Raw genomic sequence first — 18,452 nt, forward strand, 5'->3', positions numbered from 1 at the left:
AAAACGAATCAACACGGTCCGCTCTTTTTTCTTTTTTTCCTAGGGCCGTACTCTCCCAGCTCTCTGAGATTTTCCCTAATCGTGTCCCGCGTTCCGATCCCCACTATACCGACCAGCCTGGACAGCAGTGCCTTAGGTTCAATTTCAGGGTAGGACTTCTTGATACGCTCAACGGCTGCCCGGGTGAGCTCCCGCTTCTTCGCCTTTCCATCTTGAGTGGCGGTACCTGGCCGACTGTTCCCCTTGCCAGCCAAGCGAGCCCTCTCGGAGCTTTTCACGGTGTAGATTTTGTCGATCATCGTCGGAAAAAAGCTACCTGGCTGAAGCGTCCCAGAGCGGAGCGCGACTTCAGACTGGCGATGAAGGTCAGCAAGCATCAAAACCTTTTCCGATTCAGCCACCCATTGAGCAAAGGCCTCTCTCACCTCCGCTTCCCTGCCCGGTTGGGTAAGACGTTGGCGCTCAACCATGGTTTGGAAAAACGCGGGATCATTCAGCCTTAGGTATTCGGCTAAGTCAGGGTCGATGTCGTACACATTGAGCTCAACATTCCCCAGCCAATCAGTCAGCAACTGAACAGCGTCCAGTGCTTGTGCGAAGGCATAGCTCGCCGCCATTCGAGAGCTAGGAATAGCTTCAACTTGACCTAGCACCTCACGCACTACATCTGGCAGCGAAAACGACTGGGCATAACACAATCGCTCGTAAATGAGATCTCGCTGGCTGAACGTCTCATGGATTACCCGCCTTGCCTGACTGGAATACCCCAGGCCGTCTTCGAGCCAATATGAAGCTGCCTCGTTTATCACATCGAATGCCTGGCGAAAGTGCCCACGAAACTCAGGGAAAAGCGCAGCTTCCGCTACAGCATCCTCCATGATCTGGATCTCATCGAGCAGGCTACTGATATCAGTATTCGCAAGCTCGAACGTGAATTGCTCCACCTCATTTGCGGACCAGATCACACCCCACGCCCCCTTGATCGAAAAATGAGCCTGCGCGGTAGATGATCGCTAAGCTGCCGACAGGCAACGGTGGTGCGAAACACCATACAGCGTTGATACACCTGCTTGTCCGCGTGGGCCAGCGACGTGTTACCAGTCCGGAGGCTAGGATTTTCAACTATTCCATCAGCACCGAAACACCAGTTACACATGAAACACCCCAACTGGTGGCTACGATCCGCGAGCACTGATGACCGTGACGCATCGCTTGCTCTCGATGCCTCATGCGTTTCTTGAAGTCTCAAATGCCGCTCGCTACAGCATCTCGATGGGCAAAGTCGTACGGGGTGATCGCTTCCACCCGATTGGCGTCCAAATAATCTGCCCACCACTGCACCATGAGCCTTCGCTCCTGAATGTGTTCTGCTTTGTGGATATACGCTGCGCGCACCGTGTTTCGCTCCTGATGGCTCATCTGTCGTTCGACGGCGTCTTTACTCCACAGCCCAGACTCAACCAGTGCTGAACAAGCCATTGTCCTGAAACCGTGGCCGCACACCTCTGACTTCGTGTCATACCCCATGCGTCGCAGGGCCTTATTGACGGTGTTTTCGCTCATGGGTTTCCAGTGATGGTGGTCACCTGCAAATACCAAGTCGAATCGGCCGGTGAGATCGCGGATTCGTTCCAGGACATTCACTGATTGGCGACTGAGCGGTACCAAGTGTGGCGTGCTCATCTTCGAACCGCGATGGGAGTTTTTTACTCCCTCGATAGGCGCTCGCTCACCAGGGATTTCCCACATCAACCTCTCCATGTCGATCTCTCTCCAGCGAGCGAACCGGAGCTCACTGGAGCGGATAAACACCAGCAAGGTCAGTTGTACAGCGAGCTTAGTCAGGCCCCGCCCGCTGTCGGCATCTATCCGCTGGAGAAACTCAGGTAAGCGGTCAAATGGTAAAGCAGGCCGGTGCGCTGTTTTGCGGGTAGCCGTGGCTCCTTGCAGATCGATCGCTGGGTTGAAATCTAGATGGCCATGCTGAACCGCCATGCGGAGGATGCCTGTCATGTACTGGCGCAGGCGTGCAGCCGTATCCAGGGTATCCCGCTTTTCTGCCGCTTTGAGAGGGACAAGTAGATCCCGTGTTTTCAGCTCCGCGACCGGACGATCACCGAGAGTGGGCAACAGATGGGATTCAATACGTCGCCAAACGGTGGAGGAATGACCAGGTGTCCACTTACGAGCGCAGGCCGCGTGCCATTCCTGTGCAAGCAAACGGAAGGTATTCGCCCGGGCATTGACCGCTTCCTGTTTGTCCAAGCGTGCCTGCTCGATGGGGTCTTTCCCAGCAGCAAGAAGCTCAAGCGCCTGAGCGCGTCGCTCCCTGGCCGCTTTCAAGCCGAGCGCCGGATAGTTGCCAAAGGTAGCTAAACCATCACGGCCATCAGGTTTGGTGTACTTCATACGCCAGGTCTTGACCCCTGACGGCTTCACCAGCAGGTAGAGGCCTTTGCCATCGAACAGCTTGTAATCCTTATCCCGAGGCTTGGCCGCATCGCATTTGGGATCGGTGAGAGGCACCACTGTGCGTGCCATAGGGATACGTTTCCTTGTCGAACCGAGATATCCCTAACCATATCCCTAAATCGTGTAGATGCCCAGAGACAAAACGAGACAGATAGAAACAGCAAAGCCCGCACTAGGCGGGCTTTTCTGGGTGTTTCGTAGACAGTCATAGACTTCTGGAAACTGGTCTCTGGTGCCGGAGACAGGAATCGAACCTGCGACCTTCGCGTTACGAGTGCGCTGCTCTACCGACTGAGCTACACCGGCGGTGGCAGCAACGCTACCACTGCCGCGCGGGTTACGCAATTCACTGTTTCCTAACGACTATTGAGCCGTGCCGGTACACCCCTTCGGCGCGAGGTCTTCGCTGGCGTCGGTGCTGCACGCCCAGCCAGTGGCGGAGCGGGTCAGGGTGAGGACCTTGCCCAGCACCGGCGCCGGGGCGTCGAGCAGGGCGCAGGCGATGCTGCCGGTGCCGTTGGCCGCTGTGCCCGCAGCGGTGATGGTGCAGTGGGCCGTGCGTTCCTGCCCGCCAAGCTGGGTCGGGCCGGTGATGTCCTGGCCCTGGCTGAGACGCACTTCGAAGGCGGTCTTCAGCGCGCTGATCTCGGCCAGGCCAGCCGTGGCCTTGGTCCGCGCCTGGTGGTCGGTGTAGAACGGCATGGCAATGGTCATCAGCAGGCCGATGATGGCAATCACGATCATCAGTTCGATCAATGTAATACCGCGTTGCATCCTCATGGACGTATTCCCCATCTCAAATCCGTCAATCATTTCGACCGGTCAGGCCGACAAGCGCGCCAGTAGGCCCGAACCGACATCTTTTGTCACCTCGCTGAACACGGCCGCCCGGCGTGGCTCGTCTACTCTAGTGCGGGCCGGGTAACGCTGCCGGCTGGAGCTGTAACGGAAATTGTGTTTGGCCAATTGCAACAAGGACGTGGCACTACATGAAAACCAGAACCTACAGCTGGCAGGGGGTCGACCGTAACGGCACCCGGGTCAGCGGCCGCAGCGACGGGCAGAGCCCGGCGCTGGTCAAGGCCATGCTGCGCAAACGCGGGATCCATACCACCCGCATCCGCCATTCGCGACGGCTGGCCGCCTTGTATTGGTCACGGGAGATCAATGCCGCGCAATTGACCCAGCTCAGCCGCCATCTGGCCACGCTGTTCCAGGCCGGTATTCCCCTGCTGCACGGCCTCGATATCATCGCCGACGGCAGCCGTCACCCACGCATGATCAACCTGCTGGCCGCACTCAAGCGCGATATCGCCGCGGGCAATAGCCTGGCCGAGTCGCTGCGCAAGCATCCGCGCTATTTCGACACGCTTTACTGCAACCTGGTGGAGGTGGGCGAGACGTCCGGGCGCCTGGATACCCTGCTTGACCAACTGGCTACCTACCAGGAGAAACGCGCCGCCCTGCGCTCGCGCATGCGCAAGGCGATGCTGTATCCGTTGCTGGTGCTGATGGTCGGGCTGGGGGTGTCCAGCCTGCTGCTGTTGCAGGTGGTGCCCCAGTTCGAGGTGCTGTTCGCCGGCATGGGCGCGGAGCTGCCAACCTTCACGCGGATGGTCATCGGTCTCGCCGGCTGGCTTTCCAGCCATCTGCTGGCGTTGAGCCTGGCGGTGGGACTCTCGGCCGTTGGTGTGCGCCAGCTGTTTCGCCATCACCAGCGCTTTCATTTACGGGTGCTGGGTATGGCCCACCGCCTGCCGTTGGTGGGCACGCTGCTGCGGCATGCGGCCATGGCCCGCTTTGCCCGCACCCTGCACACCTGCTTCGCGGCCGGGATTCCGCTGATGGACGCCCTCGTGCCGGTGGCCAGGGCCAGCGGCAACGCATTGTATGAGCAGGCTATCGGCCGGCTGCGCCATGATCTCGGCAATGGCCTGTCGCTGAGCACGGCGATGCGCGCCAGCCCTTTGTTCCCCAACCTGTGCGTGCAGATGTGCAGTATCGGCGAGACATCCAGCACCCTCGACGATATGCTCGACCGCATTGCCAACCATCATGAACAGTCCATCGACCAATTGATGGAAAGCCTGACCAGCCTGTTCGAGCCGGTGATCGTGCTGGTGCTCGGCCTGCTGGTCGGCAGCCTGGTGATTGCCATGTACCTGCCGATCTTCCAATTGGGCGATGTGATCTGAGATGAGCCTGTGGGACCTGTTCGTCAACCAGCCGTCGATCTACCTGGGCAGCGCCCTGCTGCTGGGGTTGATCGTCGGCAGTTTCCTCAATGTGCTGGTGCATCGCTTGCCGCTGATGATGGAGCGCCGCTGGCAGGCGGAAGCCCGTGATGCACTGGGGCTGGCGGAAGCTCCCGCAGGAGAGCGCTTCGACCTGCTGCTGCCCGCCTCCCATTGTCCGCATTGCCAGCATCGGATCCGCGCCTGGGAAAACATCCCGGTGCTGAGCTACCTGCTGCTGCGCGGTCGCTGTTCCGCCTGCAAGACCCGCATCAGCCCGCGCTACCCGCTGGTGGAACTGCTCAGCGCCGGGCTGACCCTGTTGGCCGCCTGGCATTTCGGGGTCAGCATCAGCGCGGCGGCCTTCATGCTGTTGAGCTGGGGGCTGCTGGCCCTGAGCCTGATCGATCTCGAGCACCAGTTACTGCACGACGCCCTGGTGTTGCCGCTGTTGTGGCTGGGCCTGATCGTCAATGCCTTCGGCCTGTTCGTGCCACTGGAGCAGGCGCTCTGGGGCGCAGTCGGGGGTTATCTGGTGCTGTGGTCGGTGTATTGGTTGTTTCGCCTGGTCACCGGCAAGGAAGGCATGGGCTATGGCGATTTCAAGTTGCTGGCAATGCTCGGTGCCTGGGGTGGCTGGCAGATCCTGCCGTTTATCCTGCTGTTCAGCTCGCTGCTGGGGGCGGTGGTCGGCCTGATCCTGCTAAGGGTGAAGGGCCGCGAAACCAGCACGCCAATTCCCTTCGGTCCCTATCTGGCACTGACGGGGTGGATCGCGCTGCTCTGGGGTGGTCAAATAACCACTTCCTATCTGCATTTCGCTGGATCCTGATGACAACACCCGCTTTCACCCCCTGGATTCTCGGCCTCACCGGAGGCATCGGCAGCGGCAAGAGCGCGGCCGCGCAACGTTTCGTCGAACTGGGCGTGCACCTGGTGGACGCCGACCAGGCCGCACGCTGGGTGGTCGAACCCGGTCGCCCGGCCCTGGCCAGCATCGTCGAGCGCTTCGGCCCGGGTATGCTGCTGGAAGACGGCCAACTCGATCGCGCCGCCCTGCGCCAGGTGATCTTCGCCGATCCCGAGCAGCGCCGCTGGGTCGAGGCCCTGCTCCACCCGTTGATCGGCCAGGAAATCTTCAGCTACCTGGCCAAGGCCGAATCGCCTTATGCGGTATTCGTTTCCCCCTTGATGATCGAGTCGGGACAATACAAACGCACCGACCGCCTGCTGGTGATAGACGCCCCGCAGGAGCTGCAGGTCCAGCGCACCCTGCTGCGCGACCAGACCAGCCCGGAACAGGTCCAGGCCATCCTCAAGGCCCAGGCCAACCGCGAGGAGCGCTTGCGCCACGCCGACGACATCCTGGTCAATGACCGCGATATCGCCTGGCTGCATTCGGAGGTCGACCGCCTGCACAACTTCTACCTGACTTTACGAGGAGGCCGCGAATGAGCCAGCCCGTCACCGTTGATTGCCCGACCTGCGGCGCCCCTGTCGAATGGAGCAGCGCCAGCACCTACCGGCCGTTCTGCTCCGATCGCTGCAAACTGATCGACCTCGGCGCCTGGGCCGCCGAAGAGCACAAGATTCCGGTGGCACCGGACGCCGAGGATGAACTGTTCTCCGGCGAGCTGATGCCTCGCGACCATCACTGAGGTTCGTCGTCCTTCCATGGGGCCTGCAGATAGCGGGTCCTGTTGAAGGTCTCCAGCCATTCCGGGCGGAATACCACCAGCGCACTGATCACCATGCCGTTGATAAAGGCCTCGGGGAACATGATCAGCCACAGGTAGCCGATAAAATCCTCCAGCCATTCCGGCATCGCGAAACGTCCGTCCAGCCATAGCACGCCAAGACTCGCCAGCAGGCACAGCAGTGCCGACAACGCGGCGGCGAAGAATCCCGAGCAGAAGATGTAGACGAACAGATTGCGCGGCTGCGCGCGCTCGACCAGGATCGCGCAGCATTCGGTGACCAGCACCGGCACACCGATCAGCAGCACGCCGTTGACGCCCATGGCCGCAAGGTCCTGGCGGCCGAGGGCAACCAGTCCCAGCTGGGCGATAAAGGCGCCGAGTACCGCCAGCGGCCAGTCCAGCAGCAGCGTGACCGCGGTCAGGCCGATAAAGTGGTAGGACACACCGGTATCGAAGTCCCTGCGCACCAGCCACAACGCGAACAGCGCGAACACCGTGCCGAACAGCAGATGCTGGCGCCGGCTGTCGGTGAACAGCTCGACCCAGCGCGTGCGCGCCACCGCCCACAGCAGCAGGGGCACGAAGGCCAGCCAGCCGAGGGTCAGGCTCAGGTCCGAAAGCAGTTGCGCGGCGATCACGGCAGGCAGCCCTTGTTCACGGGGAATCCTCGAAGTCTACACCCGCGTCGCCCTCCTGCCCTGCGCTGGAGCAGGCAAACCCGACCAGAATCAGCCACTTGCTCCGCGCAACCGGGCGATTGGGCGCTAAGCTTGTTCCCATGGACGACTCAGACTACCTGCGCCTGCTGACCCTTCAGGCCGAACAAGCCAATGCGTTCCTGTCCAACGCGCGCAAATGGGAGCGCGAGCGTTGGGTCTGCCAGCGCCTGCTGCAAGGCTTGAACATTCCCTACCGTAGCGAGGACTTCACCCCCGCCGGGCAAGAGCCGCCGGATGTTTTGTTCCGCGATGCAGCGTTCGAGGTGTTTTTCGTCCTGGATGAAGGGCGGCGCTTGAACGACGAATGGCGCGAGGAGTTGCAGCGGCGGCGCAGTGCGTTTTCCCTGGCGCAGCTGGTGCGCCGCGAAGCCCGGCCACGACGGATCGGCGCACCGGAGCTATTGCAGCGCCTGGCGCCGACCTTGCGCAAGAAGGCGCACAACTACCGCGAACGCGGGCTGGACCTGGGCGAGCTGGATATCATCGCCTTCACCGCGCTGAAGCGCGAGACGCTGGACCTGAACAGCCACTTTCCGGCGCCGACCGAGTATTTGCGCCAGGGCTGGCGGTCGTTGTCCCTGGTGGGGCCGACCTTTGCCCGGGTGATCTTTGCCCATCCGGATGCACCGGATTTCCTGAGGAGCAATCTGGGGCGCAGCATCGTATTCGATGTCGGTATCAGCCTTTAGGGCCTCATCGCTGGCAAGCCAGCTCCCACAGGGACCGCGGCGCATATGCCGGCAATGAAGCCCTGAGAAACCTGCCAAATCCCTCCTCCTGCAAAAGCAGGATTGGCAGAAACCCATCAGCGGTGATACAAAGCGCAATCATTCCGCTCCCGAGCAGTTGCCGGCAGGTACGCCAGTGGCAAACGGCTACAGTGAACACTGTAGCTTTCCCACAGTCACAAGCGTCTACCTTGCCGAGGCCCACATGACCAGCCGCCTGAACCCCGAAGACCAGCGACGTGTCGATCAGTACCTGCAAGCCCCCCATCATCAAGTCGAGCGCAAGCCTTTCCGGCCGTGGCTGCTCCTTGCCCTGGTGGTTGGCGTGACCATAGGTCTGGGTGTGTTGAGCCGCCTCCTGAGTCTGTTGGTGCTATGAGCTGCCTCGCGCTCGCCCACGCCGCCCGCCCCTTGCGGCCGGATACTCAGGCCCCGAATTCGAATTCCGTAAACCTTATGAGATATCTCCATGACTCACCGCATCGTGATTGTCGGCGGCGGCGCCGGCGGCCTGGAACTGGCGACCCGCCTGGGCAAGACCCTGGGTAAGAAAGGCAGCGCCGAGATCACCCTGGTCGACGCCAACCTGACCCATATCTGGAAACCCCTGCTGCACGAAGTGGCCGCCGGCTCGCTGAACTCCTCGGAAGACGAACTGAACTACGTGGCCCAGGCCAAGTGGAATCACTTCCAGTTCCAGCTCGGCCGCATGAGCGGCCTGGACCGCGCCACCCAGCAGATCCAGCTGGCCGCCACCCTCGACGAGGACGGCCGCGAGCTGCTGCCTGCGCGTACCCTGGCCTATGACACCCTGGTGATCGCCGTCGGCAGCAACACCAACGACTTCGGCACCCTGGGCGCGGCGCAGCATTGCCTGTTCCTCGATACCCGCAAGCAGGCCGAGCGCTTCCACCAGCAACTGCTCAACCACTACCTGCGCGCCCATGCCGGCGACCAGGCCAAGGAAAAGATCAGCGTCGCCATCGTCGGCGCCGGTGCCACCGGGGTCGAACTGGCCGCAGAGCTGCACCACGCTGCCCATGAACTGGCGGCCTATGGCCTGGACCGGATCAAGCCGGAAGACATGCACATCACCCTCATCGAGGCCGGCCCGCGGGTGCTGCCAGCGCTGCCGGAACGCATCAGCGTGCCGGTGCACAAGACCCTGGAGAAACTCGGGGTGAAGGTCATGACCAACGCAGCGGTCAGCGAAGTTACCGCCGACAGCCTGAAGACCAGCAGTGGCGATGTGATCGAGGCGAGCCTGAAAGTGTGGGCCGCCGGGATCCGCGCACCGGCCTTCCTCAAGGACATCGACGGCCTGGAAACCAACCGGATCAACCAGTTGGTAGTGCGTCCTACGCTGCAAACCACCCTGGACGACAATATCTTCGCCTTCGGTGACTGCGCCGCCTGTCCGCAGCCGGGCAGCGACCGCAATGTGCCGCCACGGGCCCAGGCCGCACACCAGCAGGCCTCGCTGCTGGCGAAAAGCCTGAAGGCCCGCCTGGAAGGCAAACCGCTGGGCACCTACGCCTACCGCGATTATGGCTCGCTGGTATCGCTGTCGCGTTTCTCGGCGGTCGGCAACCTGATGGGCAACCTGACCGGTAGCGTCATGCTGGAAGGCTGGCTGGCGCGGATGTTCTACGTGTCGCTGTACCGCATGCACCAGATGGCGCTGTATGGCACCTTCCGTACGCTGATGCTGATGATCGGCAGCCGAATCGGGCGTGGGACCGAGCCGCGGTTGAAGCTGCACTGATGGTGGCGGGGCAGCCAGCCTTGGGTTGACTGACCGGGCCTCATCGCTGGCAAGCCAGCTCCCACAGGTATCGCGTGCGCCACGAACCTGTGGTAGCTGGCTTGCCAGCGATGAGGCCGGAAGGGACAAAGAAAAGACCGGGCCCATCAGGGCCCGGTTTTTTTCGCTCAGTGATGCGCGCTGTGGGCATCGCCTCCCTTGCCATCCAGGGAGATCCGCACGTTCTGCATCATGCCCTGGTCCTCGTGATCGAGGATGTGGCAATGCAGGACGAACTCACCGATATAGCGCTGGTAACGGGTCTTCACGTAGACGGTGTAGTACTTGCCGTCGGCGTTCATCGGTTTGACGAACAGCGTGTCCTTCCACTCGCCCTTGAGGCCCGCATACTGGCTATCACCGTCGGTGTCCTTCGCCCCCGGCTCACTGAGATCGGTGACGCCGTCCGGGGCGATGATCTTCTCGATCTGGAACGGGTTGACGTGGATGTGGAACGGATGCCCCGCCAGCGCCGATTGCAGCACCCAGCGCTGGGAATCACCGAGCTTCAACTCACGCGGGATCTGCGCCGGATCGTAGGGCTCGGCGTCGTCTGCTGTAGTACCAATGGCAAACTTGGTGTTTGCACCCTCGCCGGTGATGTTGAACACCAGGTGTTGCTCTTCGCTGACCAGCTCCTTGTCGTCGATCGCGCGGTGCGGCACGAACTTGCTCAGCGACAGGTCCTTCTGCAGATCGGCGACCACCTGGTCGCGCACCTCGCCCTGGGGCATGTTGACCTTGGCAGCAGCGACCAGCGTGTCGCGAATGTAGTCCTTGTTGCTGTTGTTATCGCCCTGCACGTCGACGAAGCCAAGCAACTGATGCTCGCTTTGCTCCTGGGTCACTTCGGCCGTGGCCGGACCGGCACGGTCGATCACGCAGTAATCGCCCTTCTCCGGGAAGGCTATCAACAGGTCGTTGCGGTAGCCCGGCTGCAGGGTGAGCTGCTGCTTCTGCTGGGCCTTGGCGAAGGTCAGGCCGTCGGCGGCGATCACCTGGTATGGCACGGCTTCACCCGTGCAGTTCTGCGCGATGAACGCCGGCGCATCGGCCGCCGAGACGCCCGCCTGGCTCAGCTTGATGGCACTGTCCTTGAGCTTGACGAACTGCAGGTTCACCGTGTCCCGCACCCCGGCATGCACCAGGCGCCAGCGCTGGACGTCACGGGTATTGGCCGCGAAGCGCGGCTGCACCAGGCCGTTGACGCTGGTAAAACGACCGGAGGCTTCCCAGGTCCCGAATCCGAATTGATCGTAGGACTCGACCACGCCGATTTCCCCCTCGGCACAGCTCCAATCGACTTCCATGACCGGCTTGCCGTCCTTCATCACCGGCTGGCCGTCTTTCATCTTCTGCTTCTTCTTGATCGGCCCCTTGCCGTTGTCGCCGACACAGGCATAGGGGATCTGCTGCAGCACCAGCAGGCGTTCGACGAAGTCCTGGCCCTTGATCGGCTTGAGCAGGGTATCGATATCACCGTTGGAGTCCTTGGTCGGCAAGCGGTCGCCACGAATGACCAGGGCACCGGCCATGCCGCTGCCCACTTGCAAGGCCGTCGAGCCGTGCAGGTGCGGGTGATACCAGAAGGTGCCGGCCGGGTGGTCGGACGGAATGTTGTATTCGTACTGGAATTTCTGCTGCGGATTGATTTTCAGCAGGACGTTGTCGCTATTGCCCGTCGGGCTGACCCACAGTCCATGGGAATGCAGGTTGGTGCCGTTGAAGCAATGCGGCGTATTCATCGGCACTTTCGCACCGGGAAGGCAGCTCGGGTCCGCAGGCAGGCGGTTGTCCAGGTTAATGCGAATGGTGTCGCCCGGCGTGACGTCGATGGTCGGCGCCACGAACGGCGCCTTGGGATCCACACCGGTGCCGTGATAACTACGCAGGTAAACGGGCACGTCGCGCTTGGTGCCTGGATCGCGAATGGTGTTGTGGGTGTATTCGATCGTCAGGTCCAGCAGCCGCTCATGACCCGCGTGCGGGTTGAGCACTGCGCTGGCTGGAGCCTTCGCCTTCATCAGCAGGGTGCCGCGTGCTTCCTCAAGGGTCGGCGCGACCTGCTGGATCGAAGGCGGGTTGCTGAAACCCAGGGGCTGCTGATCGGCCTGGGCCGCCGTGGCGGCACACATCAGTGCCAGCGCGCTCAGGCCGAATGGCCGGGCGTGCCTGTTTGGGTGAAGTCCTGTCATGCCGGGTGCTCCTGCAGCGTTTCGTCGAGAAAAGACAAACGGGCATGGACCAGGCTCCCCCGCCTGCCACGACCGCCGTAGGCGCAGGGGAAAACGCGAACCTGGGTTCGAGCCGAGAAATAATGGCTTGGTGCTATCCCTGCGCCGCCAACCCTAGTGAAAACGGGGGCAGAAGCGCAACAGGAAAAGATCTCGGCGCAAACGAAAAAGGGCACCCTTGCGGGTGCCCTTTTTCTGAATATGGTCGGGGTAAGGGGATTCGAACTCCTGACATCCTGCTCCCAAAGCAGGCGCGCTACCGGACTGCGCTATACCCCGGTAAAAAAAAGGCACCGGTTAAGGCGCCTTTTTTACGACTGGGCGCTAATGGCGTTCCAGTCTTTTAAGATTCGATTCCAGCGAACCGGATTCGAAAATGGTGGGTCGTGTAGGATTCGAACCTACGACCAATTGGTTAAAAGCCAACTGCTCTACCAACTGAGCTAACGACCCAAAAATGGTCGGGGTAAGGGGATTCGAACTCCTGACATCCTGCTCCCAAAGCAGGCGCGCTACCGGACTGCGCTATACCCCGGCTTGAAATTTGGCTCCGCGACCTGGACTCGAACCAGGGACCCAATGATTAACAGTCATTTGCTCTACCGACTGAGCTATCGCGGAACTATCAATTTCAATACATCTACTGCAATTTCGAACGCTGTATCACTACCGCTTCGAACCCTTCGACCTTGTGCATCGCTGCGTTCATGTCTCTGAGGCGCGTCATTCTACAACCTTCAAAACCTTTGTCAACCCCCAATTTGCATTCAACTTACTGATTTGCAACTTGTTTTCAGATTTCCAAAAACTGCTGGAAAACCGGGATGACTTACAGCGGGGCGCACTTTACAAGCACTCGAAAGAAAATGCAAAGAAAAAAGGCCCCGAATTTCGAGGCCTTTCTTCAACCCCCGGAAAATCAGGCGAAAACGATCTCCTCGCCGTCCACTTTCGCCGTGATCGAAGCCCCCGGCAGGAAGCTGCCCGCCAGGATCAGCTGGGCCAGCGGGTTCTCGATCCAGCGCTGGATCGCCCGTTTCAGCGGCCGTGCACCGTAGACCGGGTCGTAACCGACGGCGATCAGCTTGTCCAACGCCTCGGGGCTCAGCTCCAGGCTCAGCTCGCGCTCGGCCAGGCGGCTGCGCAGGCGGCCGAGCTGGATCTGCGTGATACCGGCGATCTGGTCGCGGCCCAGTGGCTCGAACACCACCACTTCGTCGATCCGGTTGATGAACTCCGGCCGGAAGTGCGAACCCACCGCGTCCATGACCGCAGCGCGCTGCGCCTCACGGTCGCCGACCAGGTCCTGGATCTGCGCCGAACCGAGGTTCGAGGTCATGACGATCACGGTATTGCGGAAGTCCACCGTACGTCCGTGGCTGTCGGTCAGACGGCCATCCTCCAGAACCTGCAGCAGCACGTTGAACACATCCGGGTGGGCCTTCTCCACTTCGTCCAGCAGCACCACCGAGTAGGGTTTGCGCCGCACGGCTTCGGTCAGGTAGCCGCCTTCTTCATAACCCACGTAGCCTGGCGGTGCACCGATCAGGCGAGCCACGGAATGTTTCTCCATGAACTCGGACATGTCGATGCGCACCATGGCCTCCTCGGTATCGAAGAGGAACTCCGCCAGCGCCTTGCACAGCTCGGTCTTGCCGACGCCGGTCGGGCCGAGGAAGAGGAACGAGCCACTCGGACGGTTCGGGTCCGACAGCCCGGCGCGGGAACGCCGTACCGCGTTGGCCACCGCCACCACGGCTTCGTCCTGGCCGATCACCCGCTCATGCAGCAGGCTTTCCATCTTCAGCAGTTTTTCCCGCTCGCCTTCGAGCATCTTCGACACCGGAATACCGGTCCACTTGGAGACCACCTCGGCAATTTCTTCCTCGGTGACCTTGTTGCGCAGCAACTGGTTTTCCGCCTTGCCGTGCTGGTCGACCATCTGCAGGCTGCGCTCCAGGTCCGGGATCACCCCGTACTGCAGCTCGGCCATGCGGCTCAGGTCGCCTTTGCGCCGGGCCGTTTCCAGCTCCTGGCGCGATTGCTCGATCTTCTGCTGGATCTGCGCCGAGCCCTGCACTTCGGCCTTCTCGGAGGTCCAGACCTCTTCCAGGTCGGCGTATTCACGCTCCAGACGGGCGATTTCCTCGGTCAGCTTCTCCAAGCGCTTGATCGCAGCCTCGTCGTCTTCCTTCTTCAGGGCCTGGGATTCGACCTTGAGCTGGATCAGACGGCGTTCCAGGCGGTCCAGCACTTCCGGCTTGGAGTCGATCTCCATGCGGATGCGGCTGGCCGCTTCGTCGATCAGGTCGATGGCCTTGTCTGGCAACTGACGATCGGTGATGTAGCGGTGGCTGAGCTTGGCCGCCGCGATGATCGCACCGTCGGTGATCGCCACCTTGTGGTGCACTTCGTAGCGCTCTTTCAGGCCGCGGAGGATGGCGATGGTGTCTTCCTCGCTCGGCTCTTCCACCAGCACCTTCTGGAAGCGCCGCTCCAAAGCCGCGTCCTTCTCGATGTACTGGCGGTACTCGTTCAGCGTGGTGGCACCGACGCAATGCAACTCGCCACGGGCCAGGGCCGGCTTGAGCATGTTGCCCGCATCCATGGAGCCCTCGCCCTTGCCCGCGCCGACCATGGTGTGCAGTTCGTCGATGAACAGGATGATCTGGCCTTCCTGCTTGGACAGCTCATTGAGCAGCGCTTTCAGGCGCTCCTCGAACTCGCCACGGAACTTGGCGCCAGCGATCAGCGCGCCCATGTCCAGGGACAGCAGGCGCTTGCCTTTCAGGCCATCCGGCACCTCGCCATTGATGATGCGCTGGGCCAGGCCCTCGGCGATGGCGGTTTTACCGACGCCGGGCTCACCGATCAGCACCGGGTTGTTCTTGGTGCGGCGCTGCAGGACCTGGATGGTCCGGCGGATTTCATCGTCACGGCCGATCACCGGATCGAGCTTGCCGTCTTCGGCGCGCTTGGTCAGGTCGACGGTGTATTTGTCGAGAGCCTGACGGGATTCCTCGGCGTTCGGGTCATTTACCGCTTCGCCGCCGCGCAGGTTGCTGATGGCATTTTCCAGGGCTTTCTTGGTCACGCCCTGGCCCAGCAGCAACTTGCCGAGCTTGCTGTTTTCGTCCATGGCGGCGAGCAGCACCAGCTCGCTGGAAATGAACTGGTCGCCCTTCTGCTGGGCCAGGCGGTCGGCCTGGTTGAGCAGGCGCGCCAGGTCCTGGGACATGTTCACGTCGCCGGTGGGGTTCTGGATTTTCGGCAGTTGGTCGAGCTCTTTGCTCAACGCGCTGCGCAGGCCATTGACGTCGAAGCCGACCTGCATCAGCAGCGGCTTGATCGAGCCGCCCTGCTGGTCGATCAGGGCCTGCAACAGGTGTACGGGCTCGATGGCCGGATGATCCATGCCAACGGCCAGGGATTGGGAGTCGGATAACGCCAGCTGCAACTTGCTGGTCAAACGGTCTATACGCATAAGTTACCTTCCTATAAAGGGCAGGCCGGAGCGATGGACACACCTGATGAAGAAAAGCCTGCCTGAGATACCCATCTAGATAGGGATCATTCTGGAAGATTCAAGCGTAGACGGCTTGATGCAGGTCAGCGGGCGTCGAGCCAGATGAGGGAGGCGAAGCGGCCGGTGGTGGAGGCACGGCGGTAGGAGAAGAAGCGCGGATCGGTGACGGTGCAGTAACCGCCACCGTAGACGGCCGTGACACCGCGGGCAGCCAGGCGGATGCGCGCCAGCTTGTAGATGTCGGCCATGAACTTGCCCGGCTGTGCGCCTGGAACAAAGGCCTCATCGGCTTGCGGATGGATGGCGATAAAGGCTTCGCGCACTTCGGCGCCGACTTCGAAGGCTTGCGGGCCGATGGCCGGGCCAAGCCAGACGAGAATCTCGGCAGGATCGCTATCGAGGGTGTCCAGGGCGGCTTCCAGCACGCCACCCGCCAGACCGCGCCAACCGGCGTGGGCGGCGGCTACGCGAGTCCCGGCACGATCACAGAACAGGGCCGGTAGGCAGTCGGCAGTCATCACCGTGCAGGCGATGCCAGGGGTATCGGTCCAGCTGGCGTCGGCTTCGTCGATTACCTGCGGGTTGGCGTAGGCCACCGCCAGGCCATGGACCTGCTTGAGCCATGCCGCGTCAGCGCGGCACTCGTCGGTGAGGCGCTTGCGATTCTCGGCCACCGCAGCCGACGCATCGCCGACATGGTCACCGAGATTGAAGGTGTCATAGGGAGGCAGACTGACCCCGCCCGCCCGCGTCGTGACGCAGGCACGGACCCCGGCTGGCGCAGGCCAGTCCGGAATCAGCAGGCTGGGGGTCAGGTCGCTCATCCGATGAAGGCCTCGCGGTCCTGCTTGAGCAGCGACAGCAGCCAGACGAAATCATCCGGCAGCGGCGATTCCCACTTCATGCGTTTGCCCGTCTCCGGATGTTCCAGCTCCAGGAAGCGCGCGTGCAGGGCCTGGCGCGGGAAGGTCTTGACCGCCTCGACCATGGTCGGGCTGGCAGCCGGTGGAATACGGAAACGACCGCCATACACTGGATCGCCGACCAACGGGAAGTTGACGTGGGCCATGTGCACGCGAATCTGGTGGGTCCGCCCGGTTTCCAGCTTGACCCGCACGTGGGTGTGGGAACGGAAGCGCTCCAGCACGCGATAGTGGCTGACCGCCGGCTTGCCGCCTTCGGTCACCGCCATGCGCTGGCGCTGGCCGCCGTGACGGCCGATCGGGGCGTTGATCTTGCCACCCGCCGTGACCACGCCGACCACGATGCATTCATAGATGCGGCTGACGCTGCGGCTTTGCAGCTGGGTCACCAGGCTGGTCTGCGCCTCGAGGGTCTTGGCCACCACCATCAGACCGGTGGTGTCCTTGTCGAGGCGGTGCACGATACCCGCGCGCGGCACGTTGATGATGCCGGGCACATGGTGCAGCAGGGCATTGAGCAAGGTGCCGTCGGCATGACCGGCAGCCGGGTGGACCACCAGGCCCGCAGGCTTGTTGATCACCAGGATCTGCTCGTCTTCGTAGACGATATCCAGCTCGATATCCTGGGCTACCCACTCGCCCTGGGCTTCCTGTTCGGCTTCCAGCGCCAGCACGGAGCCGCCGTGAACGATGTCACGGGGCCGCATGACGTTGCCGTCGACGGTCAGGAGGCCGTCCTTGATCCAGGCGGAAAGGCGCGAGCGCGAGTGCTCGGCGAACAATTGGGCGGCGACCTGGTCGAGGCGTTGCCCGCCCATTTCGGACGGCACCTCTGCGCTAAGTTGAATGATCTCGGACATGCTCTGACAAGGCGACGGCACAGCCTTTGGTTTCGGCTGCGCGCTTGTGGTTAAATACGGCGTCTTTTGCCCCGGGTGCTCCGCGGGGTGCTCATCATAACAGGACGGCCGTGCCCAAGACAGCGGCCGTCATAGGGACGCAAGCCGCCATGCAAGTGAAACACCTGCTGCTGATCGCCATCCTCGGACTCACCGCTGCTTGTTCTTCGAAGGAAGTCGTCGACGAAAACCTGAGCGAAGCCGAGCTGTACCAGCAGGCGCAGGCCGACCTGGACAACCACAGCTACACCAGCGCCACTTCCAAGCTGAAGGCCCTGGAATCCCGCTATCCGTTCGGTCGCTATGCCGACCAGGCGCAGCTGGAGCTGATCTACGCGAACTACAAGAACGCCGAGCCGGAGGCCGCCAAGTCCGCCGCCGAGCGTTTCATTCGCCTGCACCCGCAGCACCCGAACGTCGACTACGCCTACTACCTGAAGGGCCTGACCTCCTTCGACCAGGACCGCGGCCTGCTGGCGCGCTTCCTGCCGCTGGACATGACCAAGCGTGACCCGGGCGCCGCCCGCGACTCCTACAACGAGTTCGCCCAGCTGACCAGCCGCTTCCCGAACAGCCGCTACGCGCCGGACGCCAAGCAGCGCATGATCTACCTGCGCAACCTGCTGGCCTCCTACGAGATCCACGTTGCCGACTACTACCTGACCCGTCAGGCCTATGTCGCCGCTGCCAACCGTGGCCGCTACGTGGTGGAGAACTTCCAGGAAACCCCATCGGTCGGCGACGGCCTGGCGGTGATGACCGAGGCCTACCAGCGCCTGCACCTGGACGACCTGGCCGCTACCAGCCTGGAAACCCTGAAGCTGAACTACCCTGACCACCCGAGCCTGGTCGACGGCCAGTTCGTGCCGCGCCAGGAAGAAGCCGACAACCGTTCCTGGCTGTCCAAGGCCACCCTGGGCCTGATCAACACTGCCACGCCGCTGCCGCCGGGCGAGACCCGCGCCAACCAGGACGTGATCAAGCAGTACGAAGACGCCAAGGAAGCGATTCCGGAAGACCTGCTGCCAAAAGACGGCGATGCCGTTCAGGAAGAGAATCACGAGGCAGAAGGCAACAACAACGACCGCTCCTGGTTCAGCTACATGACCTTCGGCGTGTTTGACTGATCGCAAAGAAATACAAAAAGGGAAGCTTGGGCTTCCCTTTTTATTGGCCGCGACCAACGGCTCTTCTACACTGCCGCATCTTCACT

General features: G+C 62.0%; 16 protein-coding genes and 5 tRNA genes. 8 read left to right on the forward strand and 13 right to left on the reverse strand.

What is annotated here, in order from left to right; all coding sequences use genetic code 11:
* Window positions 1–8 precede the first annotated feature (8 nt).
* From AC2CQI_RS16075 to AC2CQI_RS16090, 4 genes are all read right to left on the reverse strand, one after another.
* The gene (locus AC2CQI_RS16075; protein ID WP_484577307.1) at window positions 9–965 is read right to left on the reverse strand and encodes a hypothetical protein; all 957 of its coding nucleotides are present in this window, start codon (window positions 963–965) and stop codon (window positions 9–11) included.
* A 280-nt stretch (window positions 966–1,245) separates the two neighbouring features.
* Window positions 1,246–2,541: a tyrosine-type recombinase/integrase gene (locus AC2CQI_RS16080; RefSeq protein ID WP_484577308.1), complete on the reverse strand. Its 1,296-nt coding sequence runs from the start codon at window positions 2,539–2,541 to the stop codon at window positions 1,246–1,248.
* A gap of 161 nt (window positions 2,542–2,702) precedes the next feature.
* Window positions 2,703–2,778 (reverse strand) — tRNA-Thr (locus AC2CQI_RS16085).
* A gap of 57 nt (window positions 2,779–2,835) precedes the next feature.
* On the reverse strand, window positions 2,836–3,252 hold the full coding sequence (locus AC2CQI_RS16090; protein ID WP_075804448.1) for a pilin: 417 nt from the start codon (window positions 3,250–3,252) through the stop codon (window positions 2,836–2,838).
* Window positions 3,253–3,461: 209 nt separating this feature from the next.
* Between AC2CQI_RS16090 and AC2CQI_RS16095 the strand changes: the two genes are divergently transcribed.
* Genes AC2CQI_RS16095 through yacG form a run of 4 tightly spaced genes read left to right on the forward strand, consistent with a single transcriptional unit; the run spans window position 3,462 to window position 6,364 of the window.
* Window positions 3,462–4,667: a type II secretion system F family protein gene (locus tag AC2CQI_RS16095; protein ID WP_484577309.1), complete on the forward strand. Its 1,206-nt coding sequence runs from the start codon at window positions 3,462–3,464 to the stop codon at window positions 4,665–4,667.
* Between the two features lies 1 nt (window position 4,668).
* Window positions 4,669–5,538 carry a prepilin peptidase gene (locus tag AC2CQI_RS16100; RefSeq protein WP_484577310.1) on the forward strand — a complete coding sequence of 290 codons (870 nt, stop codon included), beginning with the start codon at window positions 4,669–4,671 and terminating at the stop codon, window positions 5,536–5,538.
* Window positions 5,538–6,161, forward strand: coding sequence for a dephospho-CoA kinase (gene coaE, locus AC2CQI_RS16105; protein ID WP_075804451.1), 624 nt, complete (start codon window positions 5,538–5,540; stop codon window positions 6,159–6,161). Before AC2CQI_RS16100 ends, coaE begins: the two co-directional genes overlap by 1 nt.
* Window positions 6,158–6,364: a DNA gyrase inhibitor YacG gene (gene yacG / locus AC2CQI_RS16110; RefSeq protein WP_484577311.1), complete on the forward strand. Its 207-nt coding sequence runs from the start codon at window positions 6,158–6,160 to the stop codon at window positions 6,362–6,364. The genes coaE and yacG overlap by 4 nt, the downstream gene beginning before the upstream one ends.
* Here the strand turns inward: yacG and AC2CQI_RS16115 are convergent.
* A complete protein-coding gene (locus AC2CQI_RS16115; RefSeq protein WP_075804453.1) occupies window positions 6,358–7,044 on the reverse strand; it encodes an energy-coupling factor ABC transporter permease in 687 nt (228 codons plus the stop codon). The genes yacG and AC2CQI_RS16115 overlap by 7 nt on opposite strands.
* A 140-nt stretch (window positions 7,045–7,184) precedes the next feature.
* On the opposite strand from AC2CQI_RS16115, the gene AC2CQI_RS16120 reads away from it, so the two are divergent.
* The 3 genes from AC2CQI_RS16120 (at window position 7,185) to AC2CQI_RS16130 (ending at window position 9,618) form a co-directional block, all read left to right on the forward strand.
* Window positions 7,185–7,814 carry a DUF1780 domain-containing protein gene (locus AC2CQI_RS16120; protein ID WP_009403501.1) on the forward strand — a complete coding sequence of 210 codons (630 nt, stop codon included), beginning with the start codon at window positions 7,185–7,187 and terminating at the stop codon, window positions 7,812–7,814.
* Window positions 7,815–8,058: 244 nt separating this feature from the next.
* Complete coding sequence (locus AC2CQI_RS16125; protein WP_484577312.1) at window positions 8,059–8,232, forward strand: DUF3094 family protein; 174 nt, start codon at window positions 8,059–8,061, stop codon at window positions 8,230–8,232.
* A 90-nt stretch (window positions 8,233–8,322) separates the two neighbouring features.
* Complete coding sequence (locus AC2CQI_RS16130) at window positions 8,323–9,618, forward strand: NAD(P)/FAD-dependent oxidoreductase (protein ID WP_075804454.1); 1,296 nt, start codon at window positions 8,323–8,325, stop codon at window positions 9,616–9,618.
* A gap of 167 nt (window positions 9,619–9,785) precedes the next feature.
* Here AC2CQI_RS16130 and AC2CQI_RS16135 read toward each other — a convergent pair whose 3' ends face one another.
* From AC2CQI_RS16135 to rluD, 8 genes are all read right to left on the reverse strand, one after another.
* Window positions 9,786–11,852, reverse strand: coding sequence for a multicopper oxidase family protein (locus AC2CQI_RS16135; RefSeq protein WP_484577313.1), 2,067 nt, complete (start codon window positions 11,850–11,852; stop codon window positions 9,786–9,788).
* 241 nt (window positions 11,853–12,093) lie between these two features.
* Window positions 12,094–12,170, reverse strand: a tRNA-Pro gene (locus AC2CQI_RS16140).
* Between the two features lie 98 nt (window positions 12,171–12,268).
* Window positions 12,269–12,344 (reverse strand) — tRNA-Lys (locus AC2CQI_RS16145).
* A 5-nt stretch (window positions 12,345–12,349) separates the two neighbouring features.
* Window positions 12,350–12,426: transfer RNA gene (locus AC2CQI_RS16150), tRNA-Pro, on the reverse strand.
* 10 nt (window positions 12,427–12,436) lie between these two features.
* Window positions 12,437–12,512: transfer RNA gene (locus AC2CQI_RS16155), tRNA-Asn, on the reverse strand.
* Window positions 12,513–12,810: 298 nt separating this feature from the next.
* Window positions 12,811–15,375 carry an ATP-dependent chaperone ClpB gene (clpB, locus tag AC2CQI_RS16160; protein ID WP_075804456.1) on the reverse strand — a complete coding sequence of 855 codons (2,565 nt, stop codon included), beginning with the start codon at window positions 15,373–15,375 and terminating at the stop codon, window positions 12,811–12,813.
* Between the two features lie 125 nt (window positions 15,376–15,500).
* Window positions 15,501–16,241, reverse strand: a complete 741-nt coding sequence (pgeF, locus tag AC2CQI_RS16165) for a peptidoglycan editing factor PgeF (protein WP_484577314.1) — start codon at window positions 16,239–16,241, stop codon at window positions 15,501–15,503.
* Complete coding sequence (rluD, locus tag AC2CQI_RS16170; RefSeq protein ID WP_075804458.1) at window positions 16,238–17,200, reverse strand: 23S rRNA pseudouridine(1911/1915/1917) synthase RluD; 963 nt, start codon at window positions 17,198–17,200, stop codon at window positions 16,238–16,240. Before rluD ends, pgeF begins: the two co-directional genes overlap by 4 nt.
* Window positions 17,201–17,349: 149 nt before the next feature.
* Here rluD and AC2CQI_RS16175 point away from each other — a divergent pair, with 149 nt between their 5' ends.
* On the forward strand, window positions 17,350–18,366 hold the full coding sequence (locus AC2CQI_RS16175; RefSeq protein WP_484577315.1) for an outer membrane protein assembly factor BamD: 1,017 nt from the start codon (window positions 17,350–17,352) through the stop codon (window positions 18,364–18,366).
* Window positions 18,367–18,452 lie beyond the last annotated feature (86 nt).

It is taken from the genome of Pseudomonas sp. P2S-1 (assembly GCF_057197725.1).